Annotated in this window: 22 protein-coding genes; 11 read left to right on the top strand and 11 right to left on the bottom strand. The window is 66.6% G+C overall.

Features of this window, described 5'->3' with window-relative positions:
• Window positions 1-34 precede the first annotated feature (34 nt).
• The 3 genes from AC2JAJ_RS19165 to AC2JAJ_RS19155 are packed head-to-tail and all read right to left on the bottom strand — an operon-like array spanning window position 35 to window position 815.
• Window positions 35-454 carry an FAD-dependent monooxygenase gene (locus AC2JAJ_RS19165; RefSeq protein ID WP_501053265.1) on the bottom strand — a complete coding sequence of 140 codons (420 nt, stop codon included), beginning with the start codon at window positions 452-454 and terminating at the stop codon, window positions 35-37.
• Window positions 352-696 carry a hypothetical protein gene (locus AC2JAJ_RS19160; RefSeq protein WP_501053486.1) on the bottom strand — a complete coding sequence of 115 codons (345 nt, stop codon included), beginning with the start codon at window positions 694-696 and terminating at the stop codon, window positions 352-354. The genes AC2JAJ_RS19165 and AC2JAJ_RS19160 overlap by 103 nt, the downstream gene beginning before the upstream one ends.
• Window positions 693-815 carry an FAD-dependent oxidoreductase gene (locus tag AC2JAJ_RS19155; RefSeq protein ID WP_473697436.1) on the bottom strand — a complete coding sequence of 41 codons (123 nt, stop codon included), beginning with the start codon at window positions 813-815 and terminating at the stop codon, window positions 693-695. Before AC2JAJ_RS19155 ends, AC2JAJ_RS19160 begins: the two co-directional genes overlap by 4 nt.
• Window positions 816-1019: 204 nt before the next feature.
• Here AC2JAJ_RS19155 and AC2JAJ_RS19150 point away from each other — a divergent pair, with 204 nt between their 5' ends.
• The 3 genes from AC2JAJ_RS19150 to AC2JAJ_RS19140 all read left to right on the top strand — a co-directional run bounded on the left by AC2JAJ_RS19150 (window position 1020) and on the right by AC2JAJ_RS19140 (window position 5005).
• Window positions 1020-3128: a transglycosylase domain-containing protein gene (locus AC2JAJ_RS19150; protein WP_473697434.1), complete on the top strand. Its 2109-nt coding sequence runs from the start codon at window positions 1020-1022 to the stop codon at window positions 3126-3128.
• A gap of 68 nt (window positions 3129-3196) precedes the next feature.
• Complete coding sequence (locus tag AC2JAJ_RS19145; protein ID WP_473697573.1) at window positions 3197-3499, top strand: DUF4193 domain-containing protein; 303 nt, start codon at window positions 3197-3199, stop codon at window positions 3497-3499.
• A 48-nt stretch (window positions 3500-3547) separates the two neighbouring features.
• The gene (locus AC2JAJ_RS19140) at window positions 3548-5005 is read left to right on the top strand and encodes a phytoene desaturase family protein (RefSeq protein WP_473697433.1); all 1458 of its coding nucleotides are present in this window, start codon (window positions 3548-3550) and stop codon (window positions 5003-5005) included.
• A 44-nt stretch (window positions 5006-5049) separates the two neighbouring features.
• On the opposite strand, the gene AC2JAJ_RS19135 is transcribed toward AC2JAJ_RS19140, so the two are convergent.
• The 7 genes from AC2JAJ_RS19135 to AC2JAJ_RS19105 form a co-directional block, all read right to left on the bottom strand.
• On the bottom strand, window positions 5050-6399 hold the full coding sequence (locus AC2JAJ_RS19135) for an APC family permease (protein ID WP_473697432.1): 1350 nt from the start codon (window positions 6397-6399) through the stop codon (window positions 5050-5052).
• Window positions 6400-6476: 77 nt separating this feature from the next.
• Window positions 6477-7052 (bottom strand): iron transporter, encoded by a 576-nt coding sequence (locus AC2JAJ_RS19130; RefSeq protein ID WP_473697431.1) that lies wholly within the window; start codon window positions 7050-7052, stop codon window positions 6477-6479.
• 59 nt (window positions 7053-7111) lie between these two features.
• On the bottom strand, window positions 7112-7447 hold the full coding sequence (locus tag AC2JAJ_RS19125; RefSeq protein WP_501053264.1) for a hypothetical protein: 336 nt from the start codon (window positions 7445-7447) through the stop codon (window positions 7112-7114).
• Window positions 7444-8460 carry an SDR family oxidoreductase gene (locus AC2JAJ_RS19120; protein ID WP_473697429.1) on the bottom strand — a complete coding sequence of 339 codons (1017 nt, stop codon included), beginning with the start codon at window positions 8458-8460 and terminating at the stop codon, window positions 7444-7446. The genes AC2JAJ_RS19125 and AC2JAJ_RS19120 overlap by 4 nt, the downstream gene beginning before the upstream one ends.
• A gap of 107 nt (window positions 8461-8567) precedes the next feature.
• Window positions 8568-9629 (bottom strand): S1C family serine protease, encoded by a 1062-nt coding sequence (locus AC2JAJ_RS19115; RefSeq protein ID WP_486414850.1) that lies wholly within the window; start codon window positions 9627-9629, stop codon window positions 8568-8570.
• A 142-nt stretch (window positions 9630-9771) separates the two neighbouring features.
• Window positions 9772-10224 (bottom strand): hypothetical protein, encoded by a 453-nt coding sequence (locus AC2JAJ_RS19110; RefSeq protein WP_473697427.1) that lies wholly within the window; start codon window positions 10222-10224, stop codon window positions 9772-9774.
• 157 nt (window positions 10225-10381) lie between these two features.
• The gene (locus AC2JAJ_RS19105; protein ID WP_473697426.1) at window positions 10382-10654 is read right to left on the bottom strand and encodes a LapA family protein; all 273 of its coding nucleotides are present in this window, start codon (window positions 10652-10654) and stop codon (window positions 10382-10384) included.
• Between the two features lie 411 nt (window positions 10655-11065).
• Between AC2JAJ_RS19105 and AC2JAJ_RS19100 the strand changes: the two genes are divergently transcribed.
• Window positions 11066-11383, top strand: coding sequence for a DUF3040 domain-containing protein (locus AC2JAJ_RS19100; RefSeq protein WP_473697425.1), 318 nt, complete (start codon window positions 11066-11068; stop codon window positions 11381-11383).
• A gap of 21 nt (window positions 11384-11404) precedes the next feature.
• On the opposite strand, the gene AC2JAJ_RS19095 is transcribed toward AC2JAJ_RS19100, so the two are convergent.
• Window positions 11405-11749 (bottom strand): DUF421 domain-containing protein, encoded by a 345-nt coding sequence (locus tag AC2JAJ_RS19095; RefSeq protein ID WP_473697424.1) that lies wholly within the window; start codon window positions 11747-11749, stop codon window positions 11405-11407.
• 51 nt (window positions 11750-11800) lie between these two features.
• Between AC2JAJ_RS19095 and AC2JAJ_RS19090 the strand changes: the two genes are divergently transcribed.
• The 7 genes from AC2JAJ_RS19090 to AC2JAJ_RS19060 are packed head-to-tail and all read left to right on the top strand — an operon-like array spanning window position 11801 to window position 18616.
• On the top strand, window positions 11801-12151 hold the full coding sequence (locus tag AC2JAJ_RS19090) for an NADH-quinone oxidoreductase subunit A (protein ID WP_473697423.1): 351 nt from the start codon (window positions 11801-11803) through the stop codon (window positions 12149-12151).
• Window positions 12152-12174: 23 nt separating this feature from the next.
• The gene (locus AC2JAJ_RS19085; RefSeq protein ID WP_473697422.1) at window positions 12175-13293 is read left to right on the top strand and encodes a hypothetical protein; all 1119 of its coding nucleotides are present in this window, start codon (window positions 12175-12177) and stop codon (window positions 13291-13293) included.
• Window positions 13290-14231 carry a complex I subunit 1 family protein gene (locus AC2JAJ_RS19080; protein WP_473697420.1) on the top strand — a complete coding sequence of 314 codons (942 nt, stop codon included), beginning with the start codon at window positions 13290-13292 and terminating at the stop codon, window positions 14229-14231. Before AC2JAJ_RS19085 ends, AC2JAJ_RS19080 begins: the two co-directional genes overlap by 4 nt.
• A complete protein-coding gene (locus AC2JAJ_RS19075) occupies window positions 14231-14857 on the top strand; it encodes an NADH-quinone oxidoreductase subunit J (RefSeq protein WP_473697419.1) in 627 nt (208 codons plus the stop codon). The genes AC2JAJ_RS19080 and AC2JAJ_RS19075 overlap by 1 nt, the downstream gene beginning before the upstream one ends.
• Entirely contained in the window at window positions 14854-15156 is a 303-nt protein-coding gene (locus AC2JAJ_RS19070) for an NADH-quinone oxidoreductase subunit NuoK (protein WP_473697418.1), read from the top strand. The genes AC2JAJ_RS19075 and AC2JAJ_RS19070 overlap by 4 nt, the downstream gene beginning before the upstream one ends.
• Entirely contained in the window at window positions 15153-17135 is a 1983-nt protein-coding gene (locus tag AC2JAJ_RS19065; RefSeq protein ID WP_486414852.1) for a proton-conducting transporter transmembrane domain-containing protein, read from the top strand. The genes AC2JAJ_RS19070 and AC2JAJ_RS19065 overlap by 4 nt, the downstream gene beginning before the upstream one ends.
• Window positions 17132-18616, top strand: coding sequence for a complex I subunit 4 family protein (locus tag AC2JAJ_RS19060; RefSeq protein ID WP_486414853.1), 1485 nt, complete (start codon window positions 17132-17134; stop codon window positions 18614-18616). The genes AC2JAJ_RS19065 and AC2JAJ_RS19060 overlap by 4 nt, the downstream gene beginning before the upstream one ends.
• Window positions 18617-18631: the final 15 nt, after the last annotated feature.

The following is an 18631-nucleotide window of genomic DNA, read 5'->3' as shown; positions in this document are numbered from 1 at the left end:
CACGGTGTCGTCGTAGGGATGCGCGGGGCACAGGTCAAGGAGCCTTTCCACCCCATCCCCCAGGCCGGCGAACTCGCTGCGGAGCCGCTGGCGGGCCGTTGCTGCCTCTTCCCCCCGTGACACGGCGTCCCGGTAGACCGGGAAGGCCGCCACCTCGTCCTGCCGGATGCCGTACAGCCCGGCCATGCGGTTGAGCGTGTCGGTCAGGATGAATCTGCCCTGGAAGCGCGCATTCAGGGCCGGGTCGGTGATGATGAAAGCTGCGGCCCGCATGCCCAAGGGCCGGAGGTAGTCCCTTTCGGGGCCGTTCGACGCCGGCGCGCACCTCTGAGTGGATGCCGTCTGCACCGATCAGCACGTCGGCGCGCACCGTCCGCCGGAAGCCATTTTCCAGGAGGACGTGTGCGCCATCCCCGTCTGTGCGCGCCTTGACCGTCCGTGCCCCGTAACGCACCCGCACCCTGCCGGGAGATTATCCCGCGCGGCCAGGGCCGCTGCCTCGATATCCGGGCGCTGCAGGCTTAGGACCTTCCCACCGGCCAGCTCAGAGAACCTGGGGTCGTCGATGCTGCATGTAGTGCGGCCTTTGGTATCCACGTAGTCGGCGGACTGGATGTGGTAGGCCGCCACTGCCAGCCGGGGGTACAGGCCGATCCGCTCCGACGCCTCCACCCCGGGGTCGAAGAAGTCCATCATGTAGCCGTCGGGCCGCGGTGCCCGGGACTTTCCAGCACCTCAACGTCCCAGCCGGCCAGGGCGAGCTGGCGGGCCGCGACGAGTCCGGCGATGCCGGCGCCGACCACGAGGGCTTTCATGCCGGTGCCTGCGCGGAGGTGCTGCCATTTGCATCAGAGTGGGGCAGTGAACGTATGCTGGCAAATAACATATGCACTACTACATGTAAGCAGGGGGACGCTGCGCTGGCAAGATGCCGGGGCAGGCTCACCGGAGCAGGCGGAGAAGGCACGAAGCACTTGTGCCTCGCCGTTTGCGCAGCCAACGAGCAAGGAAGAATGTGGATGCACGTGAAAAAGGCGCTGGTACCGAAACTGTTGGCCTTCATCACGGTCTGCGTAGCCTGCGGCATTCTGGCAGCGGGCCTTTTCGTTCCCGCCACGGCGGTGGGGGCAACGGTTGCGGGCCGCTCCATTAGCTTCTTCGACCAGCTCCCGGCCGAGCTGGAACTGAACCCGCCGGCACGGAACTCGAAAGTGCTGGCGGCAGACGGCTCCGTGATCGCCACGTTCTATTCCCAGAATCGAATTCCCGTCAGCCTGGACAAGATGTCCCCCTTCATGCGCGATGCAATCATTTCCATCGAGGACGCCCGTTTCTACGAACACGGGGGCGTTGATCCCACCGGCATCCTTCGGGCCCTGGCCGTTACCATCCAGGGCGGGCGGCAGGGCGCGTCAACCATTACCCAGCAGTACGTCAACAACATCATCATCGAATCCCTGGTGACCGACGGCAACGCTGACAAGGTGAAGACGGGCGCGGCGAAAACCATCGGCGACAAGCTGCGCGAGATGAAGCTGGCAATAGCGCTGGAGAAGAAGTATTCCAAGGATGAGATCCTCGCTGGCTACCTGAACATCGTCTACTTCGGCAACGGCGCCTATGGGGTGCAAACCGCAGCCGAGGAGTACTTCGGCGTCCCAGCCACCAAGTTGAGCTTGCCCGAAGCGGCCGCCCTGGCCGCGGTGGTTAACAGCCCGGTTTACTACGACCCCCTCGCCCATCCCGAGCATGTGGTGGCGCGCAGGAACGTGGTGCTGAACAAGATGCTCGAACAGGGCCGCATTACTGACGCGCAACATGACCAGGCCGTGGCCGCACCCCTGGGCCTGGACGTCCACCAGAGCGTGCAGGGCTGCGCCGCCGCGGCCTTTGCCCCCTACTTCTGCGACTACGTCAAGCGGCTGATCCTCAACAGCCCCGCGTTCGGTCCGGACGAGGATGCCCGGCAGAAGCTCCTGGACCAGGGCGGACTGACAATCCGCACCACACTGGACCCAGCCCTGCAGCAGGTCGCGCAGAAAGAGGTCGACGCCGCGCTGCCGGCAACCGACCCGCTGCAGCGCGGCTCAGCTCTGGTCAGCGTCCAGCCAGGAACCGGAAAGGTCCTGGCCATGGCGCAAAACACCAACTACAACCCGGCGGCAGCACCGGGAAACTATACGGGCAACCTTGCCCTCCCCGAGAAGGACGCCAACGGCAACCCACTGCACGGCGCCGGCGGCTTCCAGATCGGTTCCACCATGAAGCCGTTCGTCTTCGCCGAATGGCTCCGGTCCGGCCGGTCCATGGCCACCATCCTGGACGGGGCGGTCCGCGTCTACAAGGCAGGCTTCCCGTGGAAGAACAGCTGCGGGACCACGTCCGGCTCCTATGACCCAGCCGTTGGGCAGACCCCTCTGCCCAACGATGATCCCCACCACTACTACCGGATGAGCGTCCTGCAGGGCCTCTACCAGTCGATCAATACCATCACCTTCCAGACCGCCGCGCGTTTGGACTTCTGTGACATCCAGAAGATGGCGACGGCGGCGGGCGTCAAGAACGGCCACACGAACCAGCCCTACGACCTGTCCAGCATCGCCAGCCTCATCGGCACCCAGGATGTGGCACCGCTGGACATGGCCAACGCCTATGCAACCTTCGCGGCAGGCGGCGTTCACTGCGAGCCGGTCGCGCTGGAATCCGTCAAGGATGCCCAGGGCCACGACTACCCGGTTCCCTCGGCCAACTGCGCCCAGGCCATTAATCCGAAGGTGGCCGCCGGAGTGGCGTACGCACTTGAGCGCGTCCTGGTCAAAGGCTCCGGCTACAAAATCCCCGTCAACAGGGACCATGACATTTTCGCAAAGACCGGAACCACGGACGGCAACACCCAGACCTGGACCGTGGGGGCTACAACGGGAATTGCCACCGCCTCGTGGTTCGGGAGCTACAAAGGCTTCGGTCCCCAGTGGGCCAACCAGGACATCACGATCAACGGGAAGTACTATGCCGGCGTGAACGGGTCAGACATCGCAGGCACGCAGTGGGGCCACCTCATGGACGCTGCCGCCGTCGAGTACGGGGGGACGTCCATTCCCGCACCACCTGTATCCATGCTGCGGTAGGCGCCGACGGGAACAACCAGGGCGGTAGATACGTTGGGTACGGAACTGCAAAGGAAACGAGGATGATCATGGCTGCTGACTACGACGAACTGCGGACCGACGTTAAGGAAACACAAGAGCGTTCGCTCGAGGACCTCAAATCCGCCAACGCCCCGGACGCCCGCAGCGTGGTCCGGGAGCTGGATGTCCCTGATGATGCCGACGTGGTCGGCGCCCCCGGCGGCGAAATCGTGGCCGAGGAACTCACGGTAGTGGTGGTGCCCGCAGCCGAAGACGAGTTCACGTGCCACTCCTGCTTCCTGGTCCGGCACCGTTCCCAGATTGCCAAGGAAAAGGACGGCCACCTGTACTGCACCGAGTGCGAGGGCTGAGCGCGCCCCGCACAGCCGGCTGCCGGTCTCGGCGGGAGGAGCGGAACCATGACGGACGCTGTTGTTGTTGGCGCCGGGCCTAACGGCTTGGCGGCGGCCGTGACCCTGGCCCGGGCAGGGTTGAAGGTCCGGCTGGTGGAGGCGGCCGGCAAAATCGGGGGAGGGACCCGCACCTCCGAACTGACATTGCCCGGCTTCCTGCACGACGTTTGCTCGGCCGTGCACCCCATGGCACTGGCAAGCCCGTTCTTCCAGGCTTTCGAACTGGAAAAACGTATCAAGCTGCTGGTTCCCGGGATCTCCTTCGCCCATGCCCTCGACGCGAACAGGGCAGGAATCGCCTACCGCAGCCTTGACCGGACGGCGTCAGGACTGGGCAGCGACGGCACCGCGTACCGCCGGCTTTTCGGGCCCCTGGTCCAGAGGGCGGACGGGATCACCGATCTCACCCAGCATCAGCTGATCCGCATCCCGCGGGATCCGCTGGCGGCGGTGGCTTACGGCGCCCGGACCCTGGAGCAGGGAGGCCCATGGTGGAACCTGCGGTTTTCGGGGGAACTGGCGCCGGCCATGGTGACCGGCGTGAGCGGGCACTCCATCGGCATTCTGCCCGGGCTGGCAACAGCCGGGGCGGGGCTGCTTCTGGGCGCCCACGCCCATGCCCGCGGATGGCCCGTTCCCGTGGGCGGATCGCAATCGATCGCCGATGCCATGGCTGCGGACCTGCTGGAGCATGGCGGCGAAATTGTCCTGGATTCCCCGGCGTCCTCGGTGGCGGAAGTTCGGCAGGACTCCGGGGCAAAGGCTGTCCTGCTGAACGTCTCCGCCGCTGGACTCGCGGAACTGGCGGGAAGCGAGCTTCCCTCCAGCTACCTGCGTAGGATCTCCTCATTCCGGTACGGGAACGCCGTCAGTAAAGTCGACTTCGCGCTCTCCGGACCGGTGCCGTGGACCAACTCGGAGCTGGCAGCGACCCCGACAGTGCATCTGGGCGGTACCCGGGCCCACATGGCACGGTCGGCAGCGGAAGTGGCGGCCGGGAGGCATCCGAAGGATCCGTTCGTCCTGGTGAGCCAGCCGTCCACCATGGACCCCAGCCGCGCCCCCTCCGGGCGCCACGTCCTGTGGACCTACACCCATGTGCCTTCCGGTTCCACGGTGGATATGACCGAGGCCATCGTGTCCCGGATCGAACAGTTCGCCCCGGGCTTCCGGGACGTAATCCTCGCCTCCCGAGCCATCACCGCGCACGGGTACAGCCAGTACGACCCCAACTACATCGGCGGTGACTTCGCCGCAGGAGCCATTACCACGCGGCAGCTGTTGAAGCGCCCGGTGGTTTCCCCCGACCCGTGGCGGACGCCCGCCCGGGGCGTGTACCTCTGCTCGTCCTCCACCCCGCCCGGGCCCTCTGTCCACGGGCTTTGCGGCTGGTACGCGGCCCGGTCCGCCCTGAAGAACGAGTTCGGCCTTGCACCGCCCCCACTGGGACTCGTCGAAAACTGAAACGCCCGGTGCCCACGTTTCCGCCCTGTTGCCGGCGGCGCGTCCTAGTCGGAGTAGGTGTGCGCGGAGTTCTCCTGCGGGGGCGCGTCGCTCGTATGCCTGTGCCGGACCGCGATCCATTGGGCCGCGACGATGATCACGGCTACCACCGCCGTGATGACCACGGTGAGCGGATCCGACTGCGCCTTAAGGACCACGAAGGGCACCAAGACGACCGTATCGAGCACAATCGCGGTCCAGGGGATCCAGGTCCCGGCGTCGATATCGTTCTTCAAATGCCGGATGACGCCCCAGTGGATTGCTATGTCCATTGCCAGGTAGAGGACTGCCCCAAGGGAGGCAATCTGGGATAGATCAAAGAATGCGGCCGCAACGATGGCCAGCCCCGCGGTGATGAACAACGATTGGTGCCCCTCTTTTCCCGGCAGGCCCGGGGCTTGGCCCATATCGCGAAGCATGTCGTAGAGCCGGGAAACCGAGAAGAGGCTGGCCACCAGCCCCGACAGCGTGGCGACGACGGCGATCACCGCGGTCAGGCCCACACCCCAGGGCCCGAACGCGGGCTCAGCGGCCTCTGCCAGCGCATAGTTCCGCGCCCTCACGATCTCCGGAACACTGAGGCTTCCGGTGACTGCGACGATGATCAGCAGGTACAGCACCGTACACAAACTGATCGCAATGATGATGGAACGGCCCACGTTGCGTTTGGCATCGCGCAGATCCCCGCCCTGGTTGGTAATGGTGGTGAATCCCTTGTACGCCAGGATGCACAGGGCGGCACCTGCCAGGAACCCCATTGGTCCCGCATCCGGCGGCGTGCGGTTTGCGCTGCTGAAGAGGCCACCCAGGGAGGAGACCCCGGCGGCGAAGATTCCGGCGATTGCCAAGACCGCGATCCCGGCTATCTTGATGGCCGCGGTCACCGTAGCGGAGCCCTCCACCAACTTGTTGCCAACCAGGTTCACCAACGCTGCGCCCGCGATGGCCGCGACCGCCAGGACGGGCACCCACAGCGCCGAGTCCTGCAGCCCGAGGGGCCTCAACAGATAGGTGGCGAAGGTCCGGCCCAGCAAGCTCTCGGCCAGGATCATCGACGCGTACATGAACAGGGAGAACGAGCCCGCAGCCACCCCAGGGCCGTAAGCGGCCTTCAGCAGCATTGCGATTCCGCCCGACGACGGATTCGTCGCGGAATAACGGATATAGGAGTAGGAACTGAACGCGACCACCAGGGCTCCGGCGATGAAGGCCCAGGCCACCCAGCCGCCGGCCAACTCGGCAACCTGGCCCACGAGGGCAAAAATTCCAGCTCCGATCATCACCCCCGTCCCCAGTGCCACAGAACCGGTCAGCGACAGCTTCTGTTCCTTCTTCCGTGCGGAATCGTTTCCCATGCAGCGTCCTTCCTCTAGTCGTTCGTCCGGCCTTACGTCCCTGAGTGCCGGGGTGCTTCGCCGGACACGGTCCGGCGTTACCCGGCAGGCGGCGTGACCGGTTCGCTGCCGCGCTGGATCTTGACGCCCGTGAACTCCACGTCCACCGGTTTCGTGAACCGCCACCCGTTGACCTCGTCATGCCTCATGAAGGTGGGCGGTTCAATGTGGACCTGCAGGGTGTACTCCCCGTCCTCCGGGAGGGTCCAGTTGCGGGCGTAGTGGTAGAGCATGGGGTGCCACACCAGTTCCTGGTCATGCGGGCCCAGTTTTTGGCCCCCGGGCGTAATCAGCGCTGCCATAACCTTCACCGCGGGAACGAAGCGGCCGTCCGCCGCATCGCACACGGTGATCTCCACGTGGGCGTTTTCGCCGTCCGGGTTCTGCCAGTCGAGCTGTCCATTCCGGTACCGGTACATTCCCTCGGCGTCTTCCACCGCGTACCCGACGATGTACTCACCGGCGTGCTGCTTCCCTCCTGTGTTCGCCACCTGCTGCACCATGTACTCCAGCGCCTTGCCGAAAGCCTCACCCTGGCCTTTTGCCAGGTCCAGCTGGGTCTTGGTGGCCTCCGACGTGTCCGGGTCCATGGGGGGATTCTGTTGCTTTTCCATCGTCTTCCTTTCCTCCTGCGTTGTGACTGTGATCGGTTGGGAGTCAAGCGGTTCCGTGGTCAGCGGCTCTTTGAAGACAACCGCTGTTCCCCTGCCGCGAATGCGAGGGCGATGGCGGCGTTCGCCGCAGCGGCAGGCCGCCGTCGTTCATCCACGACGGCGAGGCCGGCGGCAGTCAGTGCGTGGAGCAGGTCCACCCCGCAGCCAAGCAGATGGATCCCCCGGCTGCCCCGGGCTGTGACGGCGGCCTGCAGCAGGTGCCGCGCGCCCAGGATCCGGATCACGGTTCGGGCCCGTTCGTCCGGGGCGTGGCCGCTCAGCAGGTGCTCAACAGCCCCCGGGGCGATGAGTGCTGTTGTTCCGTAGGCGGTGCGGATCAGCTCGAGCATTTTCACCGTGCTGCCTTGCGCAGGAGGACTCCGACGGCGGCGCCGCCGGCGAGGAGGGCGCCGGCGGCTGCGGCGGTGACGCCATGGTGGTGGGATGCGAGGAGTTGGTAGCTGTGTGGCAGGGATTGGTCGTCAAAGATCCCGTGCACTCCGAAATCCCGGCCCGAATCGGCAGGTTTCCAAAGGTTCGCGGGCTGGTGCGGGTTCCGGCGGTCCCGGGTCTGCTGGGCCTTGAAACCGGTCTTCGCCAGGTACCGGTCAAGGAAGCCGGGGACTACTGCGTTGGCGATCAGGGTTGCCGCTGTGCTGCCACCCACCCAGTATTCACGCCGCTGGGGGTGGGCGGCGGCGTACACCACGGCCTGCGCTGCCACTTCCGGCTGGTAGATCGGGGGTACCGGCTGCGCCTGATGCGGCAGGCGGGAAAGGACCCAGGAAAATTGGGGGGTGTTGACCGCCGGCATTTGGACCATCGTGGTCCTGACGCGACTGCCCTCGTGCAGCAGTTCGGTCCTGAGGGACTCATTGAAGCCCTGGATGGCGTGCTTGGCGCCGCAGTACGCCGACTGCAGCGGTATCCCCCTGTAGGCGAGAGCTGACCCCACCTGCACAATGGTCCCGCGGTTCCTGGGCTTCATGCGCTTGAGTGCCGACATGGTCCCGTAGACATAGCCCAGGTAGGCAACCTCGGTGACCCGCTTGAACTCATCGGCCCGGATGTCATCGAAGCGCGCGAAGACCGATGTGAAGGCGACATTGACCCACACGTCGATGGGGCCGAGCTCCCGCTCCACCCGGTCGGCCGCCGCATCCACCGCCCCGGCGTCGGCCACGTCCACCGGGATGGTCAAGGCTGTGCCTCCAAAGGATTCGACCTCGGAAGCGGCTGCTGCCAGCCCTGCCTCCCCGCGGGCAAGGAGGGCGACGGCGTCGCCTTCCTTCGCAAAGGCAATGGCGGAAGCCCGGCCGATCCCGCCGCTGGCTCCCGTGACAACAACGACGCGACGTGCTGTTTCCATCTGGATCCCTCCTTGGTCTAGCCCGGCATTTAACAGTATTTCGGTGATTGCGTATACGCAATCGTTCCTTGGATGAGCGGAAGCCCCACCGCCCCGTGTTCGACCTGTCAGGGCTGGTTGGCGAGGTTTCCGAGGGTTACGTGCAGCTTCTGCGAAGCCTTGCCGCGCTGTACGTCCACCTCCACCTGCTGGCCCGGATCCTGCTTCCTGAGGGCCACGAGCAGGTCCGTTACGTTTCGCACGTCTGCGCCGGCGAACGTGGTGATGATGTCGCCCGGCTTCATGCCCGCCTGTTCGGCCGGACTGCCTTGCGACACGCTGACGATCAGCGCTCCGGCAGTGGCGGGCAATGAGAAGCGTTGGGCAATTTGCGGCGTGATGTCCGTGGGGACCACGCCAAGGGCGGCGTGCTTGACCCAACCGCTCGCCAGCAGCTGGTCGGCCACGTTGGTGACTGTGGCCGATGGCGTCACAAAGCCGATGGCCACGGCTCCGGAGCTTGGCGGCAGGTAGGCCTCGGAGAGTCCGATGACCTGTCCGGTGGAGTCGGCTACGGCGCCGCCGGAGTTGCCAGGGGAGATCGGGGCATCAGTCTGGAGCAGGTCAATGGCGCCATGGGGAGATTCCCGCGAGGGCGGCATATTGCGGTGCAGGCTGGAGACGATGCCAGCGGTGACCGTTTCCGCCAGGCCCAGGGGGCTGCCGATGACCACCGTCATGGAGCCGACCTCCGGGTCCGATGAAGCGAACCGTGCGGCAGGAAGGCCCGTCCGGTCAACCTTCACGACGGCGACGTCGGTGACGTCATCAACGCCCACCAACGTGCCCTGGTCCTGCGATCCGTCCGCGAACTGGACCTGGACGGTTTTGAATGGCTGCTTTTGCTGATCCTCCACCACATGGGCGTCCGTCACGATGGAGCCGTCGCTGCTGTAGATGACGCCGCTGCCCAGGCCGATATCTGTACGGATGGTGACGACGGAAGGTTCAACGTCCTTGACAACCCCGGGGACTGCTGAGAGTCCCGCTCCGCCCGGCTGGGATGCCGCCGGGTTCGACGGGGCTGGCGCCGCTGTGGTTAATCCCGGCGCCGGGCCGCCGGTGCAGCCTGCCAGGGCAAGCGCTGCAGCGGTCGCTCCCGCGGCCGCGCAAAGTCTGATCGATTTCATTGGGCTCTCCTTCGGGCAGGCAGCCGTGGGCATCCATACCCTTATGAAAACGCAGTAGTTGCATTTGCGCAATGGCTGTGCTGTTTCCGGGTTTGCCGATGGCGCCTGAACCCGCCCCGCCGCAGCCTGCGTGGGTCTGGTACTAGTTCGGTACGTAGGGGGCGTACTGCGACAGGGTCCCATCAAGCACCGGAACATCGATGACCTCGCTCTTGCCCTTGGCTTCGACGGTGAGGTCGGCGCGTGCCCCCGGCGCGTTCTCTGTACTTTGAAGAATGTGTTCGGACGTGTCGAATCCGATCTGGCCGTGGGCCGGGACGGTCAGGTCCATGGTGTTGTTCTTGTCCTTGATGACCAGCCCGATGTCTTCACCAGTGCGGTTGAAAACCATCCCCAGGAGGCGGCCCGGTGAGTCTTTGGCGGCGGTGACCAGCGAGATGCTCCGGAGTTCGAGTCCCTGCAGGTCGAGGTTGGCGCCAGGGGCCACAGACTTGTAGTTCTCGGCTCCGGCGTTGTAGCACCCGCCTAGCCCTAAGGCTGTACCAAACGCGAGCAGGAAACAGAGCAGGGCACGAATGAGACGCGTCAATGACATGGGGGATTCCTTCCTGGAAACAGTTGGGAACGGCAGGCGACGCCGCGGCCTGCGAAAGGCGCACGTCCGCCGGCGGACCGGAGCTTTCAGGGCCGCCGTTCCTTTGGCTTGGGAGCAGTTGACCTGCGTTCAGGCAGTGGCCCTTCGGCCACCGCCGTTATTCGTCCTGGTGCCTGCGCCGCAGGGCCCGGGTAAGGGCCGATGGCGCCGGGGCGCTGCGACGGTGCTGTGTCTGGCTGGCCGCCCTGCGCAGCTGGGTAATCCGTACCGCGCCCACGATCGCTACGAGCAGGCCTCCGGCGACGGCCGCGATAAACAGCCCGACGCCAAGCGGCAAGGATCCCGACAGTCCCAGGTACTGGACCTGGACCTGGTCCTGGTTCTGGAGGATGAAAACGATCAGCAGGCTCAACACAACAAGTGCCGCCACTGTCGCCACCCAGATCATCCCCGCCCTGGTGACTTGGGCTGGTTCGTTTCTCCTGGCCGGTTCTTTTCCGGATACTGGGGGCTCTTCTTTGCTGACTGGAGGCCTGACCGGCCGGGGAGGAATGGAATTCCCCGTTGGTAGTGATTCAGAGTGCATCTTGCCACGCATCCTTTCAGAGGGGCCGCCGCCGCTTGGCGGGACGCACCCGGCGCGTGAAGGGGGAGCCAGGGGTGCCGGGTAGCGGTGCTTTTCTTAACCGTAGGCCCGTTTTGAGGCGGCGGCCGTAACAACCGTGTCAAGAATGCGGGGCGCCCATCACGAGCGGGCAACACCCGTTGTCCGGCGCCGGCAGGGTGCATAGCCTGAATAAGAGGACAAGAGACGAACCTAAGCCCAAGAAGGCGATGGACCATGGCGTTGTCAGACGACGAGCGCAGGCGTCTGGAGGAGCTTGAAAACCTTCTCCAAAGCGACGATCCCACGTGGGCGCACAATCTCGGAAAAGGGCACCCCGGGGACGGCGGGGCACGTCGGCTGGTGCTGGCGATCCTGGCGATCCTTGCGGGTTTGGCACTTGTCGTGGCCGGGGCTGCTACCCGGCTTCTGCTTGTTGGGGTGGCAGGCTTCGCGCTTGAGTGCTGGGCAGCTTACTGGCTCCTGAAAGGCGAGGGCGCCGCCGGGATAAGGGCGTTCTTTCTGGCCCACCCTGCGGGTGGAAGGACCCATTGACCTGTCGAAGCCCTGCCGGCGTCAAGCCTGTAAGTTTCCTCGGACACCTTTCAGGGCAGATCCGGTGCCTAGCTTGTTGTTGGGGATGACGCTGATGGTTCCGTTGGTTTCGAGAAGTACGGCGGCAACGTCTGCGACGTCTCCGGAGCCGGTGGAACGCACTGCCTGCAGCACCATGGACTCGCTGGGGCGGGTCGTCCGCAGCGGGTCCTCGAAAGAGGCGATTTCCGGGTTGAGCAGGATGGTGGCCGGCGTGGAGCCGAAAGCGACAGTTACAAGGAGATCGAAAGCATTCAGCCGGCCCAGGAACCGAACCATATCGTCACCGGCTCCATAACTCGTGGTCGTGCAGGGTACGGTAAGCATACTGACGATCCTCGCGAGCCCGGCTGCTGACGAACAAACGGAAAGGACGCCATGCTGGCTTACCTGAACCTGGCATTCGCCTTCGCGCTGGCCGTCGCCGGTGTAGGCGGTTTGTATGCGTTGAACCATCTCACCGCCACAGCCACTAATCCACTCGTCAACAAGCCGTACACCAGCGGCTGGATCCCTGAGCAGCACGCGCTCTCCCGGTATCACGCCCGCTACTATCCCGCTACGCTGATCTTCCTGGCCTTCGACGTCGAAATGCTCTTCATGTATCCCTGGGCCGTTGTGGTGAGGGAGCTCGGCGCTTCCGCGGTCATCGAAATGTTCGTGTTTCTGGGCGTGCTGATGGCAGGCGTTGCGTGGGCCTGGCGGGAAGGGGCCTTCAAGTGGGCCTGAGGAGGGCTCTGGCGCGGGCCGCAGTGAAACGCTGCCACGTGTTCATCGCGGAGGCGGCGGGGGGAGCACGCGCCAGGATGGCCGCGGAAGAGGACATAGCCCGCAGGGGCTGGGTGGAGGCGCTGTCGCCGGGCGACGCGGACATCCTCTGCGTGTGCGGCGACGTCCCGAACGGTGGGGACGACGGCCTCGAACGCCTCTGGAACCAGATGCCGGGTCCCAGGAGCCGGACGCGCGCCGGCCGTCCGGAGGACGTCCACGCTTTGCTGGACCATTGCGCCGCCGAATTGGCGGACGAGGACCATCAACGCCAGGCCGAGCAGGGGCGGACCAGCGAACACGAGCGGAACGACGGCGGTACGGACTCCCACGGGGACATGGACCATGAGGGAATGGAGTCCCACGAGGACATGGACGACGGCGACATGGACCACGACGGGATGGAGTCCCATGGGGACATGGACCACGGGGGCATGGACCATGGCGGGATGGACATGCCGATGCCGGGCGGGATCCCCTTGGCAGGCGAGGGCAAGGACCGGGACGGCCTTGACCTGGACGTGCTGAAGCTGCCGCTGGGCCCCTACCTGCCACTCTGGCCGGCCGGACTTGTCCTGCGCTGTGAGCTGCAGGGCGACGTCGTTTTTGCCGCGGCCGTCGAGTACGCCTTCCACCCGCCCGCCGTCGGAAGCGACCGCCCGCATAGCCGGGAACGCGCCGTCGTCATCCGCCGGATGGACCTCGCCGCGCGGCTAATGAAGCTTGCCGGTGCTGACCAGGCGGCCCGGATCAGGGCTGTCCGGGACGCCGCGCGGTCAGGGGCCGGCATGGAGGAATGCCTGCAGCGGCTTGATGCCGAGGCGTCCAGGCTTCGCCGGAACTGGCTGCTGCGGCGGACGCTCCACGGGGTGGGGCGTATCCCGCAGGGTACGGCAGCAGGGGAATTAGCCGGAACGGATGCGTGGGAACGGCTGCTGCGCATGGTAGATCCGGCGGCGGCTCATTCAACGACAGCCTTAGACCCCCAAAACACCCTGCCCGGGCTTGTCCGTGGGCAGGAATTATTCGTGGCGCGCCTCATCGTTGCCAGCCTGGACCTGCAGCCTGCATCCATGCCGGCAATGGAAGGGGGAATGACATGAGCGGCGGCGCAGTCCAGCAGCTGCCGTCCTGGGGGCCGCTGGCAGCCCTTGCGGTCCTGGTCGTGGTTGCATCGTCCGGGGCGATAGCGGACGGTGTCATCTCGGCACGCGCCGGAGGCGCGGGCAGGGGCGCTTTCACTCCCGTCGCCGAAGGGGCACGGCTGCTGCGCCAGCGCAGGCGCACCACGGTGTCGGCAGACGCCATGCTGCGCCAGGTGGGCGTGGTGGGCCTGCTGGTGGCCGCGGCCCTGAAGGTTGCCGTGCTCCCGGTCGGCGCATGGGTGGTGTCCGACCTTGATGTGGGGCTCGTCTGGTTCAACGCCATGGACGTGATGGTGTGGGCCTTCGTTTGGCTGACCGGATGGGGTGCCAACAGCGTGTATCCCCTGGTGGGCGGGTACCGTTTCCTGGCCCTGGTCCTGGCCTACGAGCTGCCGCTGATGTTCGCGCTGACCGCCCCTGCCGTGGCGGCAGGGAGCCTCCGGATGGCCGATATTGTCGCGGCGCAGGAGGGCCTGTGGTTCGTGGTGTGGATGCCCGTGGCCTTCCTGGTCTTCCTGGCCGCCGTGCTGGCGTTTTCGCTGCAGCGGCCCTTCACCGCCCCCATTTCCGCGGACCTCGGCGGAGGGATCCTGACCGAGCTTTCCGGCGTGGACCGGCTCCTTGTGCTGGCCGGCCGGTATTCGCTGCTCGCTGCCGGGTCGGGTTTCGCCGTCGCACTGTTCCTGGGCGGCGGGTCAGGCCCCTGGTTCCCGGACTGGCTCTGGTTTCTTGCCAAGGCGGTCGCTCTGCTCTGGCTGCTCGTGGCCCTGCGCCGGCGGATTCCGCAGCTGCGGCCGGAACAGCTGATGGCACCGGCGTGGGTGGTGGGCCTTCCCCTGGTCCTCGTGCAGGTCCTGGTTGTCTCCGTCATCACCATCACCGGAAGGGGCAGCTGATGCTCGAAACGGTTGTCTTCGCAGCCCTTGCCGCCGTTGCGGTTGCCGCGGGAGTGGCGGTGTTCCGCACGGACTCGATGGCCCGCGCCAGTTATGCCCTGGCCGTGTCCTTCGTGGCGGTCGGCATCATGCTGTTGCAACTCAAGCTCGAGTACATCGGCGTTATTACCGTGCTGATGATGGTCATGGAAATGGCGATCATGGCCATCTTCATGATCATGTTCATGGGCATGAACCCGGCCCTGATGCCCATGGACATGGTCCACAGCAAGAAGCTGGCTGCCTCCGCGTCGGTGGGGCTGTTCCTGCTCCTGGCCGCTGGCATCCTCCTCGCGGACTGGCCACAGGGCGGGGCACCGGCCGCAGGGAACCTCACGGCATCGCTCGGTGAGGCCATTATGGGCTCCAAGATGCTGGTGATGCTGGTGGTCAGCCCGGTGCTCTTCGCCACGCTGGTCTCGGCCCTGGTCCTGGCAAATCCACGCAGCCGGTACGCCGCCTACCCGGCGGTGCCTCCCGAGCCCAAAGAGGGCGACGGCGGAGCCCACCATGGGCAGGGTGGGCACCACGGGGATGCAGGACATCAAGGCGGGGGAGAGCACCAGGGGCACGGTGGGCACGGATGAGCCTTGAACTGGTGTTGCTGGCGGCAGCCGCGCTGTTCTGCGTGGGCCTCTACGGAGCCATGTCCCAGCAGGTGGTGGTCATGGTGATGATGGGCCTGGAACTGATGCTCAACGGGGTCATCCTCGCCGCGGCCGGCTTCTGGTGGTTCCTGGCCCCGGCACCGGACGGGCAGGTGCTGCTGCTGGTGGTGATCGCCGCGATGACGGTGGAAATGGCCATGGGCTTTGCCGTTGCCATCCTGCTGCACCGCTCACGCAGAACGGACATGACCGACATGGCATCGGACCTGTCCGGATGAGCTGGCTGCTGATCCTGCTGATTGCGCTTCCCGCCGTCGCCGGGACCACGCTGGCCGTGGCCGGACGGAAGGCGGACGCCGCGGCGCCGCTGGTGTCCGTCGCTATATCCGCGCTGGTAGTAGGTGCCGCCTCGGCTGCGGCGGCCCTGCGGCCTGCCCTGTGGGTGCCGTTCCTGGCCGGGGCCGGCTTCGGACTGGAGGTCGACGCCCTCAGCGCGCTGCTGCTCCCGGCAGTTGCCGCAGTGGCCTTCCTGGTGCTGGTCTACGCAGCAGCAGCCGGCATCGCCGGCCCGGCCCGGTTCCACGGCCTGATGCTGGTCTTCATCGCCGCGGTCCTGGTGACATTGACCGCCACCACGCTGCCCGCACTGCTTTTCGCCTGGGAGATCATGGGGGCCGCCTCCTACGCTCTCATCGGGTTCAACTGGCGGCAATCGCGACGGGTATCGTCCGGGCTGACCGCTTTCATTGCCACCCGCACGGCCGACCTGGGGCTGTATCTTGCCGCGGGTGCGGCGATGGCGGCCGCACTGTCTGGTGGGGCAGTATCAGGTGGGGCACTGTCCGGTGGGGCGCTGCCCGGTGGCGGACTGTCCGGCGACGCAATGGCGCTCGCCGCGCTGGACGGCCTCCCCACCCCCTGGCGTGACATCGCCGCCGGGGGAATCCTGGTTGCAGCCCTGGGGAAGGCCGCGCAGCTGCCCTTCAGCTTCTGGCTGTCCCGTGCCATGGACGGTCCCAGCGCCGTCAGTGCGCTGCTGCACTCGGCCGCCATGGTGGCCATGGGCGGCTACCTTCTCCTTCGGGTCCAGCCGCTGCTTGCGGCGGCAGGGTGGGCCGCCGACGCCGCAGCGTGGGCAGGTGCAGCCACCGCGGTGGTGCTGGGACTGATTGCGGTTGGCCAGGAGGACCTGAAGCAGCTGCTGGCCGCCTCCACATCAGCCCAGTTGGGATTCGTCACCATGGCCGCCGGCGTTGGTGAGGCGGCAGGAGGCGCCGCGCACCTGATGGCCCACGCCGCCACCAAGAGTGCACTGTTCCTGGCCGCCGGTGCCTGGCTCGCGGCCCTGGGAACCAAACGGCTGGCGGATCTTCGCGGAGCGGGACGGCGCTGGCCCCTGCTGGGCGCCTCCTTCACCCTTGCCGTCCTGGCGCTGGCCGGAATCCCGCCGCTGTCACTGTGGGCCACCAAGGACAACGTCCTGACCGCGGCACGCGAGCACTCCCTGCCGCTCTACCTCGCCGGCCTGGCAGGGGCAGTGCTGGCGGCCGCCTATGCGGCCAGGGCGGCCGCATTGATCTGGAAACCGGCGCTCCCGGGGACTTCAGCCGGGTACGACTCGGAGGAGAAGGGAAGCCGGGCCGTCAGCCGCTGGCAACAGGTGCCCGTCAGCATACTTGCCGGCGCAGCCGCACTTTCCGGCCTGCTGGTGCTGGGCCCGGTGGGGGACGTGGTGCGCGGGATGCTCGGCCGCGGGGCACCGTCCTCCCTGCCCGAACTCGCACTGTCAGGCGTTCTTGCCCTGGCCGTGCTGATCGCCGTATGGCGGTACGGCGCGTCCTTTCCATCTTTGCCGGCTGCGGCAGCGTGGCTGCAGATGGAGCGTGCCGCCCACATCCTTCTGGTCCGACCTGTGCTTTCCGCCGCCTGCCACCTGGCCCGGTTCGACGACGCCGTCCTGGCTTGCGCCGCCGGCCGCTCCGCCGGCCTGACGCTGCGCGCGGCTGGCGCCCTCAACACGGCAGACACGGCCCTGGACTCCGGCACCGAAGCGGCGGCCGGAGCCACGGCCCGGGCGGCAGGCCGGAGCGCCATCACGGACCAGGCCCTTGACGGGGCCGTCAGCGCCCTTGCCCGCAGCGTCCGCCGTGCCGGCAGGGCCGCGCGCCGGCCCCAGACCGGACAACTGCACCATTACTACGTCCAAGCCGCCGTGGTCATTGTCCTGGCGGCCGTCCTACTGATCGTCGTGAGGTGACCTTGCTCAGTCTTGCCATCCTTTTCCCCTTGGCCGCGGCAGCAGTCATCCTGTCGTTTGGCAGGCGCGGCGGCGCTGCCCGCTACGTGTTCTTGGGTGCGGCCGTCGTCGAGGTTTTGCTCGCCGCCATCTTCTGGGCCGGGTACCGGGATCCCGGGCCCGGACGCCTCGCCTACGAGGAACAACTGCGCTGGATCCCCAATGTCGGAAGCAGCTACCACGTGGGCGTGGAGGGGATGTCGCTGCCGCTGATCGTCCTCACCGCCGTCATCTTCCTCGCCTGCGCCATCTACGACTGGGGAGCAAGGGACCGGCCCGGACCGCGCGCCGCGCTGTTCCTCTTCCTGGAGGCAACCAGTATCGGCCTGTTCGCCGCCCAGGACCTCATCCTGTTCTTCCTGTTCTTCGACCTCTCGATCGTCGGCATGTACTTCGTCATCGCCGGCTGGGGCCACGGGGACCGGGCCAGGTCCGCGCTGAAATTCTTCCTCTACACCTTCCTGGGCTCGCTGGCGCTGCTGCTGGGCTTCATCGGCCTCTACCTGGGGGCCGCCCCGCATACGTTCGATATCCCCGAGCTGCTCCGGGCCCAGCCGCTGCGGGACAATCCGGCAGGACTGTGGGTGCTGGGCGCCGTCGTCGTTGGCCTGGCCATCAAAACACCCACGGTGCCGTTCCACACGTGGCTGCCGCCGGCCCACACAGACGCACCGTCCACCGGTTCGGCGGTCCTGGCGGGCATCCTGCTGAAGATGGGCACCTACGGCTTCGTCCGGATTGCCATGCCCCTGCTCCCGGACGCCTGGCGGGCATGGACCCCGGTGCTGATCGCCGTCGGAGTGGTGTCCGTCCTTTACGGCGCCCTGCTTGCCCTTGCCCAAAGCGACCTGAAACGCATGATCGCCTACACCTCCGTCAACCACATGGGCTACATCATCCTGGCCCTGGCCGCCGCCGGTGCCGGCGGAAGCCAGGCGGCCAGGGAAACCGCGGTGACCGGTGCCGTCACGCAAATGGTCAGCCACGGCCTGATCACCGGCGCTCTCTTCCTGCTGGCCGGTGTCCTCCACAGCCGCGCCGGTACCTATGACATGGGCGCCTTCGGCGGACTGGCAGCGCCGGCGCCACGCTACGCCGCAGTCTTTGCCGTGGGCGCCTTCGCCTCGCTGGGCCTGCCCGGATTCAGCGGATTCATTGCGGAGTTCCAGATCTTTGCCGGCAGCATCGGCGCCGCCCCGCTGACGGCCCTGGCCTTGCCCGGCATCCTCATCACCGCCGCACTCTTCCTGCGGGCGCTCCAGCGGGTGTTCACCGGGGAAACGCGCGGAAAATCGCGGTCCGTGACGGATCTTCGCCCGGCGGAGGCCCTTTCATCAGGTGGCCTGCTGGTGCTCTCGGTGCTGGTTGGACTGGTGCCGGTTCCCCTGCTGGATATCATCGCTCCGGCTGCGGCCTCCCTGGTCAGCCAGCTGGGAGGGTAGCCGCCTGTGGAGTCC

Source organism: Arthrobacter sp. MOO21 (assembly GCF_057369995.2).
Note: the sequence above shows the minus strand (reverse complement) of the source record. Positions and strands in the feature narration are given on the sequence as shown.

Excerpts from the sequence above, each read along its gene's own strand:
- AC2JAJ_RS19160 (WP_501053486.1), bottom strand. The coding sequence starts at position 696 with ATGATGGACTTCTTCGACCCCGGGGTGGAGGCGTCGGAGCGGATCGGC.
- AC2JAJ_RS19155 (WP_473697436.1), bottom strand. The coding sequence starts at position 815 with ATGAAAGCCCTCGTGGTCGGCGCCGGCATCGCCGGACTCGTCGCGGCC.
- AC2JAJ_RS19150 (WP_473697434.1), top strand. The coding sequence starts at position 1,020 with ATGCACGTGAAAAAGGCGCTGGTACCGAAACTGTTGGCCTTCATCACG.
- AC2JAJ_RS19145 (WP_473697573.1), top strand. The coding sequence starts at position 3,197 with ATGGCTGCTGACTACGACGAACTGCGGACCGACGTTAAGGAAACACAA.
- AC2JAJ_RS19140 (WP_473697433.1), top strand. The coding sequence starts at position 3,548 with ATGACGGACGCTGTTGTTGTTGGCGCCGGGCCTAACGGCTTGGCGGCG.
- AC2JAJ_RS19135 (WP_473697432.1), bottom strand. The coding sequence starts at position 6,399 with ATGGGAAACGATTCCGCACGGAAGAAGGAACAGAAGCTGTCGCTGACC.
- AC2JAJ_RS19130 (WP_473697431.1), bottom strand. The coding sequence starts at position 7,052 with ATGGAAAAGCAACAGAATCCCCCCATGGACCCGGACACGTCGGAGGCC.
- AC2JAJ_RS19120 (WP_473697429.1), bottom strand. The coding sequence starts at position 8,460 with ATGGAAACAGCACGTCGCGTCGTTGTTGTCACGGGAGCCAGCGGCGGG.
- AC2JAJ_RS19115 (WP_486414850.1), bottom strand. The coding sequence starts at position 9,629 with ATGAAATCGATCAGACTTTGCGCGGCCGCGGGAGCGACCGCTGCAGCG.
- AC2JAJ_RS19110 (WP_473697427.1), bottom strand. The coding sequence starts at position 10,224 with ATGTCATTGACGCGTCTCATTCGTGCCCTGCTCTGTTTCCTGCTCGCG.
- AC2JAJ_RS19100 (WP_473697425.1), top strand. The coding sequence starts at position 11,066 with ATGGCGTTGTCAGACGACGAGCGCAGGCGTCTGGAGGAGCTTGAAAAC.
- AC2JAJ_RS19095 (WP_473697424.1), bottom strand. The coding sequence starts at position 11,749 with ATGCTTACCGTACCCTGCACGACCACGAGTTATGGAGCCGGTGACGAT.
- AC2JAJ_RS19090 (WP_473697423.1), top strand. The coding sequence starts at position 11,801 with ATGCTGGCTTACCTGAACCTGGCATTCGCCTTCGCGCTGGCCGTCGCC.
- AC2JAJ_RS19080 (WP_473697420.1), top strand. The coding sequence starts at position 13,290 with ATGAGCGGCGGCGCAGTCCAGCAGCTGCCGTCCTGGGGGCCGCTGGCA.
- AC2JAJ_RS19075 (WP_473697419.1), top strand. The coding sequence starts at position 14,231 with ATGCTCGAAACGGTTGTCTTCGCAGCCCTTGCCGCCGTTGCGGTTGCC.
- AC2JAJ_RS19070 (WP_473697418.1), top strand. The coding sequence starts at position 14,854 with ATGAGCCTTGAACTGGTGTTGCTGGCGGCAGCCGCGCTGTTCTGCGTG.
- AC2JAJ_RS19065 (WP_486414852.1), top strand. The coding sequence starts at position 15,153 with ATGAGCTGGCTGCTGATCCTGCTGATTGCGCTTCCCGCCGTCGCCGGG.